The organism is Corallococcus sp. NCSPR001, assembly GCF_017309135.1.
Classification (GTDB): domain Bacteria; phylum Myxococcota; class Myxococcia; order Myxococcales; family Myxococcaceae; genus Corallococcus.
The window spans coordinates 2085955-2101375 of the sequence record NZ_JAFIMS010000002.1 but is presented as its reverse complement, the minus strand read 5'-3'; the positions used below and the strand labels follow the sequence as shown (position 1 = coordinate 2101375).

Here is a 15421-nt window from a genome sequence, read left to right as displayed (position 1 = left end):
CTAGAAGTCGGCGGTGACGTCGCCCGGCACGTCGTCCGGGGCGCCGGGGTTGCCGGGCTCGGGCGTCACGGCGTCGCCGGTGCCCTCCGGAGGCGTCACGTCGCCGCGCAGCTCCACCGCGGGGCAGGCCTGGAAGGTGCCCACGCGGCTCCCGGGCACCTCCGTGCAGCCGGAGTCCGCGCACTGCAGGAGGACGCGGTAGACCTCCTTCTCCTGTGCATCCCAGCAGGCGCTGCCCACGTAGTAGGTGTTCGCCGCGATGTCGCCGCCCCAGGCGCGCACGTCCACGCGGCCGCCGGTGCCGGGGATGTGGCGCACGGAGGAGAGCACCTTCTCCTTCGCGGAGGTGGCGGTGCCGGGCAGGTTGTACGGGCCGAGCACGCGCACGCGGGTGACGCCGGTGACCTCAATCTTGTGGCCCACGAAGGCGCCGGTGACGGCGTCGTGCGTGGCGGGGTTCGGGGTGAAGTTGGCCAGCCGGTACGCCAGCGACTTGCTGCCCTTGCCGAAGTGGGCGAACGACATCATCAGCTTGCCCTGGCCCGCGTAGGACGGGGCCACCGCCTTGAGGTTGTCCAGGGAGATGGCCAGCGTGCCCCGGCCCCGGTGCGCCGCATCCCCGCGCTTGAGCGCGCCCGCGGCGATGAGCTTGTAGGCGACGTCGTCCGCGCTGTTCAGCGGACGGGCCTCCAGCTTCCACTGGTAGCGCCCGCCCGCGCCTTTGCGGATGGCGAGCTTGAAGGTGGCGTTGGTGCGGTCGGTGGGGCCGTACACCAGCACGTCACCGGGCTGCGCGTCGGCGGCCTGCTTCGCCAGCTCCGCGATGGGCACCAGCGCCTGCCGGAGCGTGTCGTTGAGCGCCTTCACCTCCATGCGGGCGCCCTCCAGCATCGCGGCGCCCTGCCCGTCCAGCGAGGCCTCCACCTGCATCAGGTCCTGGGCCACGAGCGCGGCGCCGTCCTGCGCGAGCGCGTCCGTGTTGATCTCCAGCGACGTGCCCGCGAAGTCCGGCAGGGACTCCACCGCCTCCTGATCATCCACCCCGCCGCACGCCGTCGAAAGCACCAGGGCCGCACCCACCGCCAACGTCTTGTTCCAGCGCATCGTCATTCTCCGAATCGAAAGGTTCGCGTGACCACCTGCTGCCCATTTCAACCCAGGCGACACGGCGCGGTTGCGGGGCGGGGAATTTTTCCCGCATGTGCGCGGGTGTCGGCCCGCGGGGTGGCCGCCCTCCCGGGGAGCCCCTACCTTTCAGGGACCATGGGCGTCGAATGGAAGAGCAACATCGACATCGCGGACGCACTGGAGCGGGTGGCGGACCTGCTGGAGACGCAGGACGCGATGCCCTTCCGGATAGGCGCCTACCGCAAGGCGGCGGCGACCATCGCGAACTGGCCGGACTCCGTGGCGCAGGTGCTGGCCGCGGAGGGAGAGGCAGGCCTGAAGGCATTGCCCGGCGTGGGCAAGAGCATCGCGGCGACGGTCGCGGAGCTGGTGCGCACGGGACACGTGGGGTTGCTCGAACGGCTGGAGGGCGAAGCCTCCCCCGAGTCCCTGCTCGCCAGCGTGCCCGGCATTGGCCCGGAGCTGGCGAAGCGCATCCATGAGGCCTTGGACATCACCACGCTGGAGGCGCTGGAGCTGGCCGCGCACGACGGGCGTCTGGAGCGGGTGGAGGGCTTTGGCCCCCGGCGCGCGGAGCAGGTGCGTGAAGTGCTGGCGGCGCGGCTGGGGCGAAACCGGCGCGAGCGCGAGCGGGCTCGCTCCCACGGAGGTGAGGACGGGCCGCGTCCATCGGTGGCGCTGCTGCTGCGCGTGGACGCGGACTACCGGCGCAGGGCGGAGGCCGGCGAGCTGCGCCGCATCGCGCCCAAGCGCTTCAATCCCTCCGGCGAGGCCTGGCTGCCGGTGATGCGCGAGCACGTGGACGACTGGAACTTCCGCGCGCTGTTCTCCAACACGGCGCTGGCGCACCAGCAGAACGCCACGGATGACTGGGTGGTCCTCTACTACGACCAGGACGACGTGGAGGGCCAGGTCACCGTGGTGACCTCCCACGTCGGCCCGCTCAATGGCAGACGCGTGGTGCGCGGGCGTGAGGACGAATGCCTCGCGTACTACGCGCGCAGGGATGCGGCGCACGAAGCCCCGCACGCGGGAGCCTGATTCCCAACGTGACCCGGGGCAGGCCGTGCATGCGCCCGCCCCGTGCCCCCCAGCTCAAGGCGCCGGTGAGTACAGGTCGACGCCCGCGCGCGCGCCGCCGCTTCCACTTCCGCCCACGACCAGCACGCGGCCGGAGGGCAGCAGGGCCAGGCCGTGGTGCGTGTTGCGCGTGGACAGGGTGCCCGCGGGCGTCCACGCGTTCATCGCGACGTCATACACCTCCGCCGAGTCGAGCACGCCCAACCCCGAGCCGCCCTCCCCCGTCACCACCAGCACGCGCCCCGCGGACAGCGCCGTGGCGTGCGGCAGATAGCGCGGCACGTTCATCGACGCCACGGTCCTCCAGGTGCCTTGCGCCACGTCGTACAGCTCCGCCGAGCGCAGCGGTCCATCCACGCCCCAGCCGCCCGCCACCAGCACCTGGCTGCCATTGCCCAGCGGCACCGCGATGTGGCCATAGCGCGCCACCGCCATGGACGCCGTGTTCCGCCACGTGCCCGTGACCGGGTTGAACAGCTCCGCGCTCGCGGTGATGGCGTCCGCCCCGGTGGAGCTGCCGCCCATCACCAGCACCTCGCCCGAAGGAAGCGGCACGGCCGCGTGGTACGTGCGCGTGTGTCCCATGGCGCCCGTGGGGCTCCAGGTGCCCGTGGCCGGATTGAACAGCTCCGCGCTGGCGAGCGTGGAGGAGGTGTTCGCGCCCGAAGCTCCGCCCGCCACCAGCACCTGACCGGAGCCCGGTAGCAGCGTCGCGGTGTGACGGGCCCGTCCCGTCCCCAGGTTTCCCACCGGCGTCCACGTCCCCGTGGCGGGCGCGTACACCTCCGTGGCGGACAGCCAGGTGGAGGCATCCCGCTGCCCGCCGCTCACCAGCACGCGGCCGTCATTCAGGGGCGTGGCGGAGTGCAGGAAGCGCGCGGTGCCCAGCGAGCCGGTGTCCTGCCAGCTGTTCGTCGCCTCGTTGTACAGCACGGCGCTCACGAGCGCGGCGCCCGACGAGGACGCCCCGCCCGCCACCAGCACGTCGCCCGTGTTCAGCCGCGTGGCGCTGAGCTGCGAGCGCGCGGAGCCCAGGCTCGTGGCCGGGCTCCACGGCAGGCTGGACGGGCGGTAGCGCTCCGCGGACGCACTGCGCGCCCCCACCTGGGGCACGCCGCCCAGCACGAGGACCTCGCCCGACGGGAGCAGCGCGGCGGCGTGGCTGATGCGGCGCGAGGACATCGTCGCCGTCGCCGTCCAGACGCCGGTGGCCGGCGTGTAGAGCGCGGCGCTGTCCAGGTAGGGCTGGCCGCCCGTGGAGCCGCCCGCCACCAGCACCTGCCCGGAGGTGAGCAGCGTCGCGGTGTGGAAGACGGACTGGGACGGCAGCGCGCCCTGGGACGTCCAGGTGCCGGTGCCCGGGTCGAACAACTCGGACGTGTTCGTGGCCAGGCTGCCCGCGAAGCCGCCCGCCACCAGCACCTGCCCGGAGGTGAGCAGCGTCGCCGTGTGCCCCATGCGCTGCGTGACCATGCTGCCCACCGCCGTCCATGCGCCCGTCACTGGGTCATAGCGCTCCGCCGTCGCGAGCACGTTCCCGTTGGCGCTGTCCCGGCCGCCCGTCACCAGCACCTGCCCATCCGGCAGCAGCGTCGCCGCATGGCCCAGCCGGGCCGCGCTCATCGGGCCCGTGACGGACCAGGAGTGGGTCGCGGGGGAGTAGAGCATCGCGCTGGACAGCGCGTTGCCAAAGCCGCTGTCACCGCCCGTCACCAGCACCCGGCCGTCGGGGAGCAGCGTCGCGGTGTGCTGCGTGCGGGGCAGGTCCAGCCCCGTCGCGGCGGACCAGCTGTTGGTCTCCGGGTCGAAGAGCTCCGCGCCCGCCGAGGCCAGCACGGAGGTGCCTCCGCCCACCACCAGCACCTTGCCGGAGGCCAGCAGCGTGGCCGTGTGGCGCTGGCGGCTCGTGGCCATGGCGCCCAGCGAGAACCAGCGGCCGGTGCGCGGATCATGAAGCTCCGCGGCGGACGTGCCTCCGCCCGCGACGAGCACGTAACCACTGCGCAGCAGCGTGGCCGTGGCGTCCACGCGCACGGAGGCCATGGTGCCGGCGCTGCCCCACGAGGACGTGTCCAGGCGCGAGGTGGAGGTGGAGGGGGCGTCAATGAAAGACGGTGCTTCGGGGGCACAGGCTGTCACGCACGCAAGCGCGAGCGCGGCCAGCAGGCCGTGAAAACGGATACGAGTCATCGAGGGGGAAGTCCTTCACTTCATGGGGGGACGCGGCTTTCGCCGCACGGGGGGCGGCCCCTTAACCCAGACGAAGGAAAGACAACAGCGGAATTCCTATCAACCAGCACCGGCGCGTATCATCGGGATTCATGAGAATGATTCTCGCGGCCGCGCTGGCGTCCGTCCTGTGGGGTTGCGGCGCGACCCAGCCTATCGTCGAGACCCACTACCGCTCCCGTTCCCTCCAGGAGCAGGGCGACCTCCGGGTCGGCGAATACATCTCCTCCCAGTGGTCACTTCAGACCGCGTCGTACTGGATTGAAGGTCCGGAGGGCCTGGTCCTCATCGACACGCAATTGCTGCCCTCCGCGCTGCGCAAGGAGCTGGTGTTCGCGAAGGACGTCACCGGCAAGGAGCCGAAGCTCGCCATCGTGCTCCACCCGAACCCGGAGAGCTTCAGCGGCACGGCCCTCCTCAAGGAGCTGGGAGTCCCGGTCGTCACCTCCGGCCCGGTGCGCGAGCGCATCCCCGCGGTCCACGAGAAGTGGGCGCCCTCGCTCTTCAAGCAGTACTGGAACGGCCGCTACCCCCGGGAGCTCGCGCTGGCGGACAGCTTCGGTGACAGCACTCGCGAGCTGAGCGCGGCGGGTGTCACGCTGAAGGCCCATGTCCTGGGCGCGGGCTCCAGCGCGGCCCATGTCGTCGTGGAATGGGAGGGCCACCTCTTCACCGGCGACCTCGTCGCGCGGGACACGCACACCTGGTTCGAAGGCGGCGACACCACCGAGTGGCTCCAGCGCCTGGAGGAGCTGCGCGCGTTGAAGTCGAAGTGGATCCACCCGGGGCGCGGCCTGCCCGGCGGTCCGGAGCTGCTGGACGCACAGACCGCCTACGTCCAGGCCGTGCGCGAGGAGGTGACCCGTGAACGGAACTCGGAGCACCCCAGCGCGGATCCGCTCGCGGCGGTGGAGGCGAAGCTGAAGGAGCGCTACCCCGGCCATGCCCACGCGAAGCTCCTGCCCCACGTGGTGCGCGCGGAGTGGGCCCGGCAGGCACGCCGGCCGTGAGTCAGCTGCTCGCGGACGTGTAGTGGCGGATGGACATCCGCCACACCCACCGCGCCACCGCGGCGAACGCCACCGAGCCCACCACCGCGCCCACGAGCCAGGTCCACGGCAGCCGGCCCAGCAGCGCAAGCGCCGGGAAGGTGGTCATCAGCGCCAGCGGGATGATGAAGGTGAACACCCACGCCAGCGAGCCCCGGAACACCGAGGACGGCCAGCGGGCCGCGTCGAAGATGGACGTGAACAGGTACGTGAGGTTGTCCACCTTCACCACGAAGAAGGCCGCGCTCACCACGAGGATCCACATCGAATAGAGGATGAGCATGCTCGTCCCGAGCAACACCAGCGACGCGAACACACCCGGCAGCGACGGCCAGCGCCCCAGCGACACGAACGCGTAGACGAACAGCCCCACGCCGGACAGCACGTTCACCGCCCTCCACGGCAGGAAGCGCTGCGTGGACACCAGGAACTGCGCGTCCGCGGGCTTGAGCAGCACGAAGTCCAGCGTGCCCTTGCGGATGTGCTCCACCATGCCCGTGAGGCTGGGGCTGATGGCGCCCTCCAGCACGCCCTGCAAGAGCGTGAACCAGCCCACCACCAGCAGGGCCTCCTGGAACGTCCAGCCCTCGATGCTGGGCCGCGCGCCGAAGACGACGAACAGCGGCGCCAGCGCGGTGAACGTCCACGCCAGTGACGTCAGCCCCTCCGCCAGGAAGTCCGCGCGGTACTGCAACGCCAGCAGGCCGGAGGCCTTCAGCTGCACGCCCAACAGGCGCAGGTAGCGCTTCGCGTTCACCACCGCCCTACCCTCCGAACGCCGCGAAGCGCGCCAGGCCCCGCCGCCAGACCGTCAAGGACACCACGCCCAGCCCCAGCACCCACGCCCACTGCGCGCCGAGCAGCTCCCACGCCTCCTTCGCCGCGTGCGCCCCCGTCATGAGCTCCACCGGCAGCCCCATCTGGTAGCGGAACGGCAGCCACTCCATGACGGTGCGCACGCCGGGCGGGAAGAACTCCACCGGGAACATGTACCCGGAGCAGACGAAGAACAGCACCATGTAGACTTCCATCAGCTTCTGGCTGCTCTCCAGGTACAGGCTCAGCGTGCCCAGGAGCACGTTCAGGTAGAACGTGATGAGCCACGCGCCCGTGATGCCCAGCGCGAACAGCCCCCAGCCTCCCAACGACGTGGGCACCGCCCGCCCGGCGCCCGCCGCCCACGCGCTGATGCCCAGCACGGGGACGACGATGGCGACGCGCAGCGGGATGCCCGCCAGCACCTCCGTCGCGTACGCGAGCAGCGGGGAGACGGGCCTGAGCAGCCGCATCGCCAGCGTGCCCTGCTTCACCTCGTAGCTGACCAGCCACGCCACCCAGGAGCTGGTCATCTGCCGCACGCAGAAGGCCGCGAGGAAGTAGCCCGTGAACTCCGCCTGGCCAAAGCGCCCCACGTCACCGCCGCGCGCCACCGCCGACCACAGGGCCAGCATGATGAGCGGCATGGTGGTGGCCAGCACCCAGATGATCATCTCCGCGCGGTAGGCCACCGCCTCGGAGAAGCCGATGCGCAGCATCGTGGGCAGCGCCTTGAGGGCCGTGCGCAGGCTCACGCGGACACCTCCTCCCGGGCGGCCTCCGCCCGGCGCGCCTTGCCCTCCTGGAACAGCTCGCTCATCACCTCTTCCAGGGGCGCGTTCTCCACCGTCAGGTCCGTCACCGGCAGTGTGGACAGCGCGCGGCCCACCGTGGCGTTCACCGCGTCCTGCTGGACCTGCAACACCGCCGAGCCCGGCTCGTGCGACACCACCTTGCCCAGCGGCGCCAGCAGGCCCGGGTCCACCGGCTGGCCCAGCCGCAGCACCACGCGCTTCTCCGGGCGCACGCGCTGCACCAGCGCGTCCAGGCTGCCGTCGTAGGACAGCTGCCCCTTGTCGATGACGATGACGCGCGGGCAAAGCGCCGCCACGTCGTCCATGTAGTGGCTGGTCAGGATGAGCGTGGCGCCCGTCTGCTCGTTGTAGGCCTTGATGAACGCGCGCATCGTCACCTGCATGGACACGTCCAGGCCGATGGTGGGCTCGTCCAGGAAGAGCACCCGGGGCCGGTGGATGAGGGCCGCGGCCAGCTCACACTTCATCCGCTCCCCCAGGCTGAGCTGCCGCGTGGGCTTGCCGATGAGGTCCCCCAGCTCCAGCAGCGACACCAGCTCCTCCAGCGTCTGCTTGTACTGGAGGCGGGGCACGTCGTAGATGGCGCGGTTGAGTTCGAACGTCTCCGACGGCGGCAAATCCCACAGCAACTGCTGCTTCTGCCCCATCACCAGCATGATCTTCTTGAGGAACGCCTCCTCGCGAAAGCGGGGCACGTGGCCATCCACGGTGACCTCCCCCTCGGACGGGTGGAGCAGGCCGGCGAGCACCTTGAGCGTCGTCGTCTTGCCCGCGCCGTTGGGGCCCAGGAAGCCCACGCGCTCTCCGGGCTTGATATCGAAGGAGATACCGTCCACGGCCTTGACGGTCGTGTAGCTGCGGTGGACGAGCGAGCGCAGGGCCGCCTTCAGGCCAGGCGGGCGCTTGTGGACCTGATAGTGCTTGCGCAGTCCGCGGACGGAAATCATGGCGGGATGGGTTTAACGCGGTCGCCTCCGGGTGGCGACCCCTGATGTGAAGGCAACGATGAGCAACGCATACAGCAAGGACCTGGAGCGATGGCTGCCCCGGCTCATCTCCGTGTGGCGCGCGTCCCGGGGCCGGGGCGAGGGGCCGGAGACCCGCCTCACGCCGCAGGAGGTCAAGGAGGTGGGCGCGGGCGTGAAGCAGCTGTCGCACGGCCTCACCCGCGAGCGTCAGCTGGCCGGCGCCCGGTACATGGACGACCCGCGCCTGCTCGGCGCCTACCTCCTCTTCTACTGGCCGGTGTCCTACGCCCAGGCGCGCCAGGTGCTGGGCGAGCTGCCGAACCGCCCCCGGCAGGTGCTGGACCTGGGCAGCGGCCCGGGCCCGGTGGCCTTCGCGGCCATGGACGCGGGCGCCAGCGAAGTCACGGCCGCGGACCGCAGCAAGCCCGCGCTGGAGCTGGCGCGCAAGCTGGCCACGGAGGCCGGCGAGGCCCTGGCCACGCGCGAGTGGGATCCGCTGAAGAAGAACGCCACGCTGCCGGAGGGCCAGTACGACCTCATCACGATGGGACACGTCGTGAACGAGCTCTACGGCGCGACGGACGAAGCGCTGAAGCCGCGCGCGGCGCTGCTGGAGTCGGTGCTCGCGAAGGTGAAGAAGGGCGGCAGCCTGCTGGTGATGGAGCCCGCGCTGCGCGAGACGAGCCGCAACCTGCTCAAGGTGCGCGACCTGATGGTGGAGCGCGGCTACGCCATCCGCGCGCCGTGCATGTATCGCGGCGCGTGCCCCGCGCTGGTGAAGGAGACGGACTGGTGCCACGCCGAGCGCCCGTGGCCCATGCCCCGCGTGGTGGAGGAGCTGGCGCGCGCGGCGGGCTTCCACAAGGAATCGCTCAAGATGAGCTACCTGGTGCTGGCGCCCAAGGGCGAGGCCTGGCCGGAGCCGCCGCCGGGCCGGCTGTTCCGCATCGTCAGCGAGTCGCTGGAGGGCAAGGGCCGCCAGCGCTACATCGGCTGCGGTCCGGAGGGGCGCGTGGGCCTGGCCATGCAGGAGCGCCACCGCGCGGAGAAGAACGAGAAGTTCTTCCACCTGCAGCGCGGCGATGTCATCGAGGCGACGGACCTGGAGACGAAGGGCGACGGCTTCGCGCTCGGGGAGAACGCCGAGGTGCGCATGGTGGCCCAGGCCGGTCGCGGCGTGCCGCCCGCGCCCAAGCCCTGAGCGGGCGCGGGGGAGTCGTTCGGGGGCGGACGCGGTATTTCCGAACGGCTCGCCCCAGGGGCGCCGTCTGTTGTTAGGTTGCGTGGAATCCCGTTCTCAAGGAAGGAACCCCGTGCCCGCTCCCACGCCGCTGCGAACGCTCTATCCCTCCATCGAGCCCTACCGCACCGGACAGTTGAAGGTCACCGGGGGCCACGCGCTGTACTTCGAGGAGAGCGGCAACCCGAAGGGCAAGCCCGTGGTGTTCGTGCACGGCGGTCCGGGCGGCGGCACCGACCCGAAGCAGCGCCGCTTCTTCGACCCGGCCGTCTACCGCATCATCCTGTTTGATCAGCGCGGCTGTGGCCGCAGCACGCCGCACGCCAGCCTGGTGGAGAACACCACCTGGGACCTGGTGGCGGACATGGAGCGGCTGCGCGAGCACCTGGACCTGGAGCGCTGGATGCTCTTCGGCGGCTCGTGGGGCAGCACCCTGTCGCTCGCGTACGCGGAGACCCACCCGGAGCGCGTCACGGAGCTGGTGCTGCGCGGCATCTTCCTGTTGCGCAAGCAGGAGATCGACTGGTTCTACCAGCGCGGCGCGAGCGCGATGTTCCCGGACGCGTGGGAGCACTTCCTCGCGCCCATCCCCGAGGACGAGCGCGGCGACCTGCTCCAGGCCTACGCGAGGCGGCTGATGGGCGACGACAGGCACTCGCAGCAGGAGGCCGCGAAGGCGTGGAGCGTGTGGGAGGGCCGCACCAGCTGCCTGTACCCCAACGCGGAGCTCATCGCGCGCAACGCGGGCGACGACTTCGCCATCGCCTTCGCGCGCATCGAGTGCCACTACTTCGTCAACCGGGGCTTCCTGCGCACGGACACGCAGCTCCTGGACGACGTGCACCGCATCCGTCACATCCCCACCGTCATCGTGCAGGGCCGCTACGACGTCGTGTGTCCGCCGGAGAGCGCGTGGGCGCTGCACCGCGCGTGGCCGGAGGCCCAGTTCGTGATGGTGCCGGACGCGGGCCACTCCGCCAACGAGCCCGGCAACACCTCCGCCCTCATCGAGGCCACGGACCGCTTCCGCGGCCTCTAGCGGACCGCGCTTCAGCCGCGAGGGGTCAGCGACTTCGCCAGCTCCTCGTAGAGGTGGATGGCGGAGCGGATGGCCTTCTCCCAGTCGCCCAGGTGCAGGCTCTCGTTCTCCGAGTGGGCGTACGTGTACGGGTCCTCCACGCCGATGAGCAGCGCGGGCACACCGCCCAGCTCCTTCGCGAACGGCTCCACGAACGGGATGGAACCCCCGCATCCGATGGTGACCGGCTTCTTCGCGTAGCCCTTCTCCAGCGCGCGGAACGCCGCCTGGAACGCCGGGTGCGACGAATCCGTGTACCACCAGCCGGACGCCTGGTCCTCGCGGATCTCCAGCTCCAGACCCCACGGGCACACCTTCTTCAGGTGCTCCACCAGCCGGCGCTGCACGTCCTCCGGGTTCATGTCCGGCACCACGCGGATGCCCACGCGCGCCCACGCGGACTCCACGACGATGTTGCGCGCGTCCTTGCGGCTGCTGGCCTGGATGGCGTTGATGGCCAGGCTCGGCTGACGCCAGTTCGTCTCCCAGGGGTGCCGCCCGCCGCCCAGCAACTGCACGCCCTGCCGCAGCCCCGCCTGTTCGCGGAAGGTCGCGTCGTCACCGGGCAGCGCCTGGATGCTCTGGCGCTCCGCGTCCGTCAGCGGCTTCACCTGCTCCATCACGCCTTCAATCGCGATGGTGCCGTCCGCGTGCGTCAGCGACGCCAGCATCCGGCACAGCGCCATCGCCGGATCCGGAATGGGCCCGCCCCACATGCCGGAGTGCACCGCCTGGTGCAGCCCCCGCACCTCCACGTCCACCGTCACCAGCCCGCGCAGCGCCGTGGTGATGGACGGCAGGCCCGTGTCGAAGTTCGTCGTGTCCGTCAACACGATGGCGTCCGCCGCCACCAGCTTCGCGTGCTTCTGGAGAAATGCACCCAGGTGGTCACTGCCCGCCTCCTCCTCGCCCTCGATGATGACCTTCACGTTGAGTGGGAGTTGGCCGGTGCTCTTGAGCCAGGCGTCCACGGCGGAGGTGTGCACGACGATGCCGGCCTTGTCGTCCGCCGCGCCGCGGCCGTACAGGCGGCCGTCGCGCTCCTCGGGCTCGAAGGGCGGGCTCTTCCAGGCCGCTTCGTCTCCCGCAGGCTGCACGTCGTGGTGCGCGTAGAGGAGGAGCGTGGGACGGCCCGGCGCCTTGAGCACCTCGCCATAGACATACGGATGCGCGCCCTCGATTTCGAGCAGCTGCACGTTTTCAAAACCACGGTCCTTCAACAGGGCCGCGGTGGCCTCCGCGCTCTTGCGCACGAGGCCGGCGTCGAAGCCGGGAAAGGACACACTGGGTATGCGTACGAGGGCCTTGAGGTCCTCCAGGTACGCGGCCTTGTGGGATTCGAAATGGGACAGCGCGGGGTCGGTGGACATGCCCACCCCTTAACCCAAAAGCCGAGCAGGCACGTGGGATGCGCGCGCCCAAACGTCGCGCGTCTTATGTATCCTGCCGCCCATGCCTGGACTACCTACCCTGCTGTTGGTGGATGACGACAGCTTCGTGCGTCGCATCCTCAAGGACGTCATCGCGGACACGGGGATCGACCTGCGGCTGCTGGAGGCGGCGGACGGGGAGGAAGGGCTGGCGCTGGCGGAGAAGGAGCAGCCGGCGGTGATGTTCCTGGACCTCTTCATGCCGAAGAAGAGCGGGCTGGAGGTGCTGGGCGCCATCAAGAGTGTTTCACCGGAGACGCGCGTCCTGGTCATCAGCAGCATGGACGCGGAGCCGGTGGTGGAGCAGGCCATCGCCGCGGGGGCGATGGGCTTCGTGGGCAAGCCCTTCCATCCCCTGGAGATCGCCGCCGCCGTACGCCAGGCGCTCGCGTCCTGATTCCGCCGAGGTCCCCGTGTCGTCATCCGTTGTCGGTTACTGGGTCGGAGACTCGCTCGGCCGCGTGCTGGGCCCGCTGCAACTGCAAGCCTTCCGCGACCTCATCTCCTCCGGTCGCCTGAAGACGGCGGTGCGCGCGTCGCGCGACGGGACGAACTGGATCGCGCTCCAGGACCTCCCGGAGGTGCGCGACCTGTTCGCCACCGCGGCGCCCACGCCCTCCCTCGAGACCCAGCAGGCCGAGCGCCTGCGCAACCAGCTGCGCGGCCTGCTGCACCTGCCGCCGCACGAGGTGTTCGGGCTCAAGCCGCAGGCGTCGCTCGATGAGTTCCGGCTCGCCTTCTTCCGCATGGCGAAGCGCTTCTCGCCGGAGCACCTGTCGCCGGATCTGCATCCGGAGCTGCGCAAGGTCTCCGTGGAGATCTTCGACTTCCTCTCGCGGCGGATCCGCGAGGCGGAGACGCTCTTCCTCCAGGGCGCGCTGCATCCGCCCGCGCCTCCGCCGCCCCGGTTGGACATGGCTGGCGCGCAGCCCGCCGCGCCGCTCCCGCTGAGCGGAACCGCGGTGCCCGCGCGTCCGCCGCCGGTGATGACGCCGCAGGCCGCGCGTCCAGTAGCCGCGTCCATTCCGCCGACGCCTGTTCCAGGTTCGCTCACGCGTCCGGTGGCCGCGTCCATTCCTCCGACGCCTGCTCCGGGCTCCCTCACGCGTCCGCAGGCCGCCACGATTCAGCCGACGCCTGCTCCGGGCTCCCTCACGCGTCCGGTGGCCGCATCCATTCCGCCCACGCCCGCGCCGGGCAGCATGACGCGTCCGGGGGTTCCGGCCGCGCCGCCCCGGCCTCCGCCGGTGATGACGCCCACGACGCGTCCGGTGACGCCGCCTCCGCCCGCTCCCGCGCCGCCGCCACCCGCTCCCGTCCGGCGCCCCATGGCCGCCCCCGCGCCCTCGTATTCGAGCGCCGAGTTCGTGGGCCTGGAGCGCCGGTCGGACGACCGGCTCCACGCGGACGTGAAGGTGTCGATGAAGAACACGGGCATCTTCACCGACCACCGCATCATCAACCTGTCGTCGGGCGGCCTGTTCATCGGCACGGACCGGCCGCTGCGGTTGGGGACGCAGGTGGAGCTGACCCTGCGCTTCGAGGATCCGGAGCGCGTGATGACCCTGCGCAGCTCCGTCATCTGGGAGAACTCCCTGGACGACGGCAAGAACCCCAAGGGCTACGGGCTGCGCCTGAGCTCGCTGCGCGCCGAGGAGCGGGACTTCATCCAGCAGTACGTCCGCCGCACCAAGAAGCCGTGACAGGTTCCCGGGCGGGTGATTCCGCTCGGGACTAGAACAACTGGCCCAGGAAGACCGCGCTCATCGCCACGAAGGCGACCCACACGGCCATGACGGACTTCAATTCCAGGTCCCGGCGGTCCAACTCGTTCGCGAAGTTCATGGTGTCTCCTCCAGTGCTCAACGTCTTCATCCCTTCCTACGGAGCACCCGCGCGGCGATTGCCTCTGGGCCTCCGTCCCCCTGGAACGAAGGCGCGGCGATGAGCACCTCCGTTCCGCCCGGCACGCTGGATGGCCTGCTGCCCGCGCTGCCGGTGCCGCTGTTCGTGATTCGCGGCGACCGGGTGGTGTTCACCAACGCCGCGCTGCGCACGTTGCTGGGCCTGCGAGAGGACGAGCTGCCGTCGCTGCTGGAGCTCGCCGCGCGCTTCGGGCCGGAGGAGCGCGCCTGGGTGGAGCCCCTGAGCGAAGCGCTGATGCGCGGCGAGCAGCCCACGCCGGTGCGGCCCGCCTGGGTGCGCGTGCGCGGCGCGGACGGCCGCCAGCACATGCTCTCCCCTGTCACCGCGCCGGGCCGCGTGCCGGAGGAGCAGCTCGTGCTGCTGCTGGACGCGGACGGCGGCGACGCGGTGCGCACGCTGTCCACCATGCTGGTGGCCACCGCGGCGGAGCTCCTGCGCTGCCGCGACGAGGGCGCGGTGCTGGAGCTGGCGGTGGAGTCCCTGCACCGGCAGGGCTTCTACGTCTCCGTGATGCTGCTGGAGGGGGACTTCCTGCGCCACGGGCCCATGCGCCAGGAAGCGGAGAGCCTGGCGGCGGCGGCGCGGCTGTACGGACAGGACGTGCACGCGGTGCGCTTTCCCCGCTCGGGGATGCCGCACCTGGAAGAGGTGCTCACGAGCCGCCGGGCGGCCTTCCATCCGGACGCGTTCAGCATGGCGCGGCGGCTGCATTCGCCGGAGGTGGCGGACAACATCCAGCGCATCTACCCGCCGGGCTCACGCGCGCTGGACGCGCCCATCTTCGTGGGGGACGAGCCCTTTGGCGTGCTGGCGGTGCAGTCCACCACGCTGACGCCCGCGAACGCGGGGGCGCTGGAGCTGTTCGCGCAGTTGATTGGCGGCGCGCTGGAGAACGTGCGGCACCACCGCGCGGCGGAGGCGCGGCTCGCGGAGGTGTCCCGGCTGCAGAACGAGCTCATCGCCAGCGAGCGGCTGACGGTGCTGGGCGAGGCGGCGGGCGTCGTGGCCCATGAAGTCCGCAATCCCCTGGGCGCCATCCTCAACACGGTGGCGGTGCTCAAGCGTGAGCCCCGCCTGGGGCCCGCGGGCGCCTCCGCGGTGGAGATGCTGGAGGAGGAGGCCATCCGGCTGGAGGACATCGTGCGCGACCTGCTGGACGCGGTGCGCCCGCTGGAGCCAAGGCCGCGCCCCGTCTCGCTGGGCGAGCTGGTGCACCGCGCGCTCGCGCAGCTGCTCCACGGCCGGGAGGAGCTGCCCAAGCCGCGCGTGGCGTTCGACGAGGCGCCGGACGTGCCGGAGCTGTCCGGAGACGAGACGCTGTTGCAGCTGGCGGTCACGCACCTGATGCGCAACGCCATCCAGGCCTCGCCCCAGGGAGGCACGGTGCGCGTGGAGGTGCGCCGCGTGCCGGACGGGGTCTCGCTGAGCGTGGAGGACGAGGGCCCGGGCATCGCCGGATTGGATCCGCAGCGCGTCTTCGAGCCCTTCTTCCTCACCCGCGCCAACGGCCGCGGCCTGGGCCTGGCCATCGTGCGGCGCGTGGTGCTCGCACACGGAGGCAAGGTGCGCGCGGGCGCGCGTCCCGAGGGCGGCGCACGCTTCGAGCTGGTGCTGCCGCTCTAGCGACGTGCCATTGCTTCGGGCGGGTGCTGCCGCTTCAAC

At 71.2% G+C, this 15421-nt stretch carries 13 protein-coding genes; 7 read left to right on the top strand and 6 right to left on the bottom strand.

The genetic code is table 11. The annotated features are described in order from the left end of the window. Positions 1-1110 (bottom strand): hypothetical protein, encoded by a 1110-nt coding sequence (locus tag JYJ93_RS10710; RefSeq protein ID WP_206789032.1) that lies wholly within the window; start codon positions 1108-1110, stop codon positions 1-3. 153 nt (positions 1111-1263) lie between these two features. On the opposite strand from JYJ93_RS10710, the gene JYJ93_RS10705 reads away from it, so the two are divergent. Then, entirely contained in the window at positions 1264-2169 is a 906-nt protein-coding gene (locus JYJ93_RS10705; protein ID WP_206789030.1) for a helix-hairpin-helix domain-containing protein, read from the top strand. 54 nt (positions 2170-2223) lie between these two features. Here the strand turns inward: JYJ93_RS10705 and JYJ93_RS10700 are convergent, their stop codons facing one another. Further along, the gene (locus JYJ93_RS10700) at positions 2224-4398 is read right to left on the bottom strand and encodes a kelch repeat-containing protein (protein WP_242543757.1); all 2175 of its coding nucleotides are present in this window, start codon (positions 4396-4398) and stop codon (positions 2224-2226) included. A 137-nt stretch (positions 4399-4535) separates the two neighbouring features. Between JYJ93_RS10700 and JYJ93_RS10695 the strand changes: the two genes are divergently transcribed. Beyond that, positions 4536-5447 (top strand): MBL fold metallo-hydrolase, encoded by a 912-nt coding sequence (locus JYJ93_RS10695; RefSeq protein ID WP_206789028.1) that lies wholly within the window; start codon positions 4536-4538, stop codon positions 5445-5447. 1 nt (position 5448) lies between these two features. Here JYJ93_RS10695 and JYJ93_RS10690 read toward each other — a convergent pair whose 3' ends face one another. From JYJ93_RS10690 to JYJ93_RS10680, 3 genes are read right to left on the bottom strand one after another with little or no spacing between them, the layout of a single operon-like run. Continuing rightward, positions 5449-6243, bottom strand: a complete 795-nt coding sequence (locus tag JYJ93_RS10690; protein ID WP_206800229.1) for an ABC-2 family transporter protein — start codon at positions 6241-6243, stop codon at positions 5449-5451. Positions 6244-6250: 7 nt separating this feature from the next. Then, entirely contained in the window at positions 6251-7057 is an 807-nt protein-coding gene (locus tag JYJ93_RS10685) for an ABC-2 family transporter protein (RefSeq protein ID WP_206789018.1), read from the bottom strand. Next, complete coding sequence (locus JYJ93_RS10680; RefSeq protein ID WP_206789012.1) at positions 7054-8064, bottom strand: ATP-binding cassette domain-containing protein; 1011 nt, start codon at positions 8062-8064, stop codon at positions 7054-7056. The genes JYJ93_RS10685 and JYJ93_RS10680 overlap by 4 nt, the downstream gene beginning before the upstream one ends. A gap of 58 nt (positions 8065-8122) precedes the next feature. On the opposite strand from JYJ93_RS10680, the gene JYJ93_RS10675 reads away from it, so the two are divergent. Together JYJ93_RS10675 and pip are read left to right on the top strand one after the other, a co-directional pair. Continuing rightward, on the top strand, positions 8123-9286 hold the full coding sequence (locus tag JYJ93_RS10675; RefSeq protein WP_206789011.1) for a small ribosomal subunit Rsm22 family protein: 1164 nt from the start codon (positions 8123-8125) through the stop codon (positions 9284-9286). A gap of 112 nt (positions 9287-9398) precedes the next feature. Beyond that, on the top strand, positions 9399-10364 hold the full coding sequence (pip, locus tag JYJ93_RS10670; RefSeq protein WP_206789010.1) for a prolyl aminopeptidase: 966 nt from the start codon (positions 9399-9401) through the stop codon (positions 10362-10364). An 11-nt stretch (positions 10365-10375) separates the two neighbouring features. Here the strand turns inward: pip and JYJ93_RS10665 are convergent, their stop codons facing one another. Beyond that, positions 10376-11773 carry a M20/M25/M40 family metallo-hydrolase gene (locus JYJ93_RS10665; protein ID WP_206789009.1) on the bottom strand — a complete coding sequence of 466 codons (1398 nt, stop codon included), beginning with the start codon at positions 11771-11773 and terminating at the stop codon, positions 10376-10378. An 82-nt stretch (positions 11774-11855) separates the two neighbouring features. Here JYJ93_RS10665 and JYJ93_RS10660 point away from each other — a divergent pair, with 82 nt between their 5' ends. The 3 genes from JYJ93_RS10660 to JYJ93_RS10650 all read left to right on the top strand — a co-directional run bounded on the left by JYJ93_RS10660 (position 11856) and on the right by JYJ93_RS10650 (position 15382). Beyond that, positions 11856-12230, top strand: coding sequence for a response regulator (locus tag JYJ93_RS10660; protein WP_014399331.1), 375 nt, complete (start codon positions 11856-11858; stop codon positions 12228-12230). Positions 12231-12246: 16 nt separating this feature from the next. Continuing rightward, positions 12247-13536, top strand: a complete 1290-nt coding sequence (locus JYJ93_RS10655; protein WP_206789008.1) for a TIGR02266 family protein — start codon at positions 12247-12249, stop codon at positions 13534-13536. Between the two features lie 241 nt (positions 13537-13777). Further along, a complete protein-coding gene (locus tag JYJ93_RS10650) occupies positions 13778-15382 on the top strand; it encodes an ATP-binding protein (protein ID WP_206789007.1) in 1605 nt (534 codons plus the stop codon). Positions 15383-15421 lie beyond the last annotated feature (39 nt).

Bases quoted from the DNA above. Each gene is read 5' to 3' on its own strand.
- JYJ93_RS10650 (WP_206789007.1), top strand. From the start codon at position 13,778: ATGAGCACCTCCGTTCCGCCCGGCACGCTGGATGGCCTGCTGCCCGCG.
- JYJ93_RS10680 (WP_206789012.1), bottom strand. From the start codon at position 8,064: ATGATTTCCGTCCGCGGACTGCGCAAGCACTATCAGGTCCACAAGCGC.
- JYJ93_RS10710 (WP_206789032.1), bottom strand. From the start codon at position 1,110: ATGACGATGCGCTGGAACAAGACGTTGGCGGTGGGTGCGGCCCTGGTG.
- JYJ93_RS10700 (WP_242543757.1), bottom strand. From the start codon at position 4,398: ATGACTCGTATCCGTTTTCACGGCCTGCTGGCCGCGCTCGCGCTTGCG.
- JYJ93_RS10665 (WP_206789009.1), bottom strand. From the start codon at position 11,773: ATGTCCACCGACCCCGCGCTGTCCCATTTCGAATCCCACAAGGCCGCG.
- JYJ93_RS10705 (WP_206789030.1), top strand. From the start codon at position 1,264: ATGGGCGTCGAATGGAAGAGCAACATCGACATCGCGGACGCACTGGAG.
- JYJ93_RS10660 (WP_014399331.1), top strand. From the start codon at position 11,856: ATGCCTGGACTACCTACCCTGCTGTTGGTGGATGACGACAGCTTCGTG.
- JYJ93_RS10675 (WP_206789011.1), top strand. From the start codon at position 8,123: ATGAGCAACGCATACAGCAAGGACCTGGAGCGATGGCTGCCCCGGCTC.
- JYJ93_RS10695 (WP_206789028.1), top strand. From the start codon at position 4,536: ATGATTCTCGCGGCCGCGCTGGCGTCCGTCCTGTGGGGTTGCGGCGCG.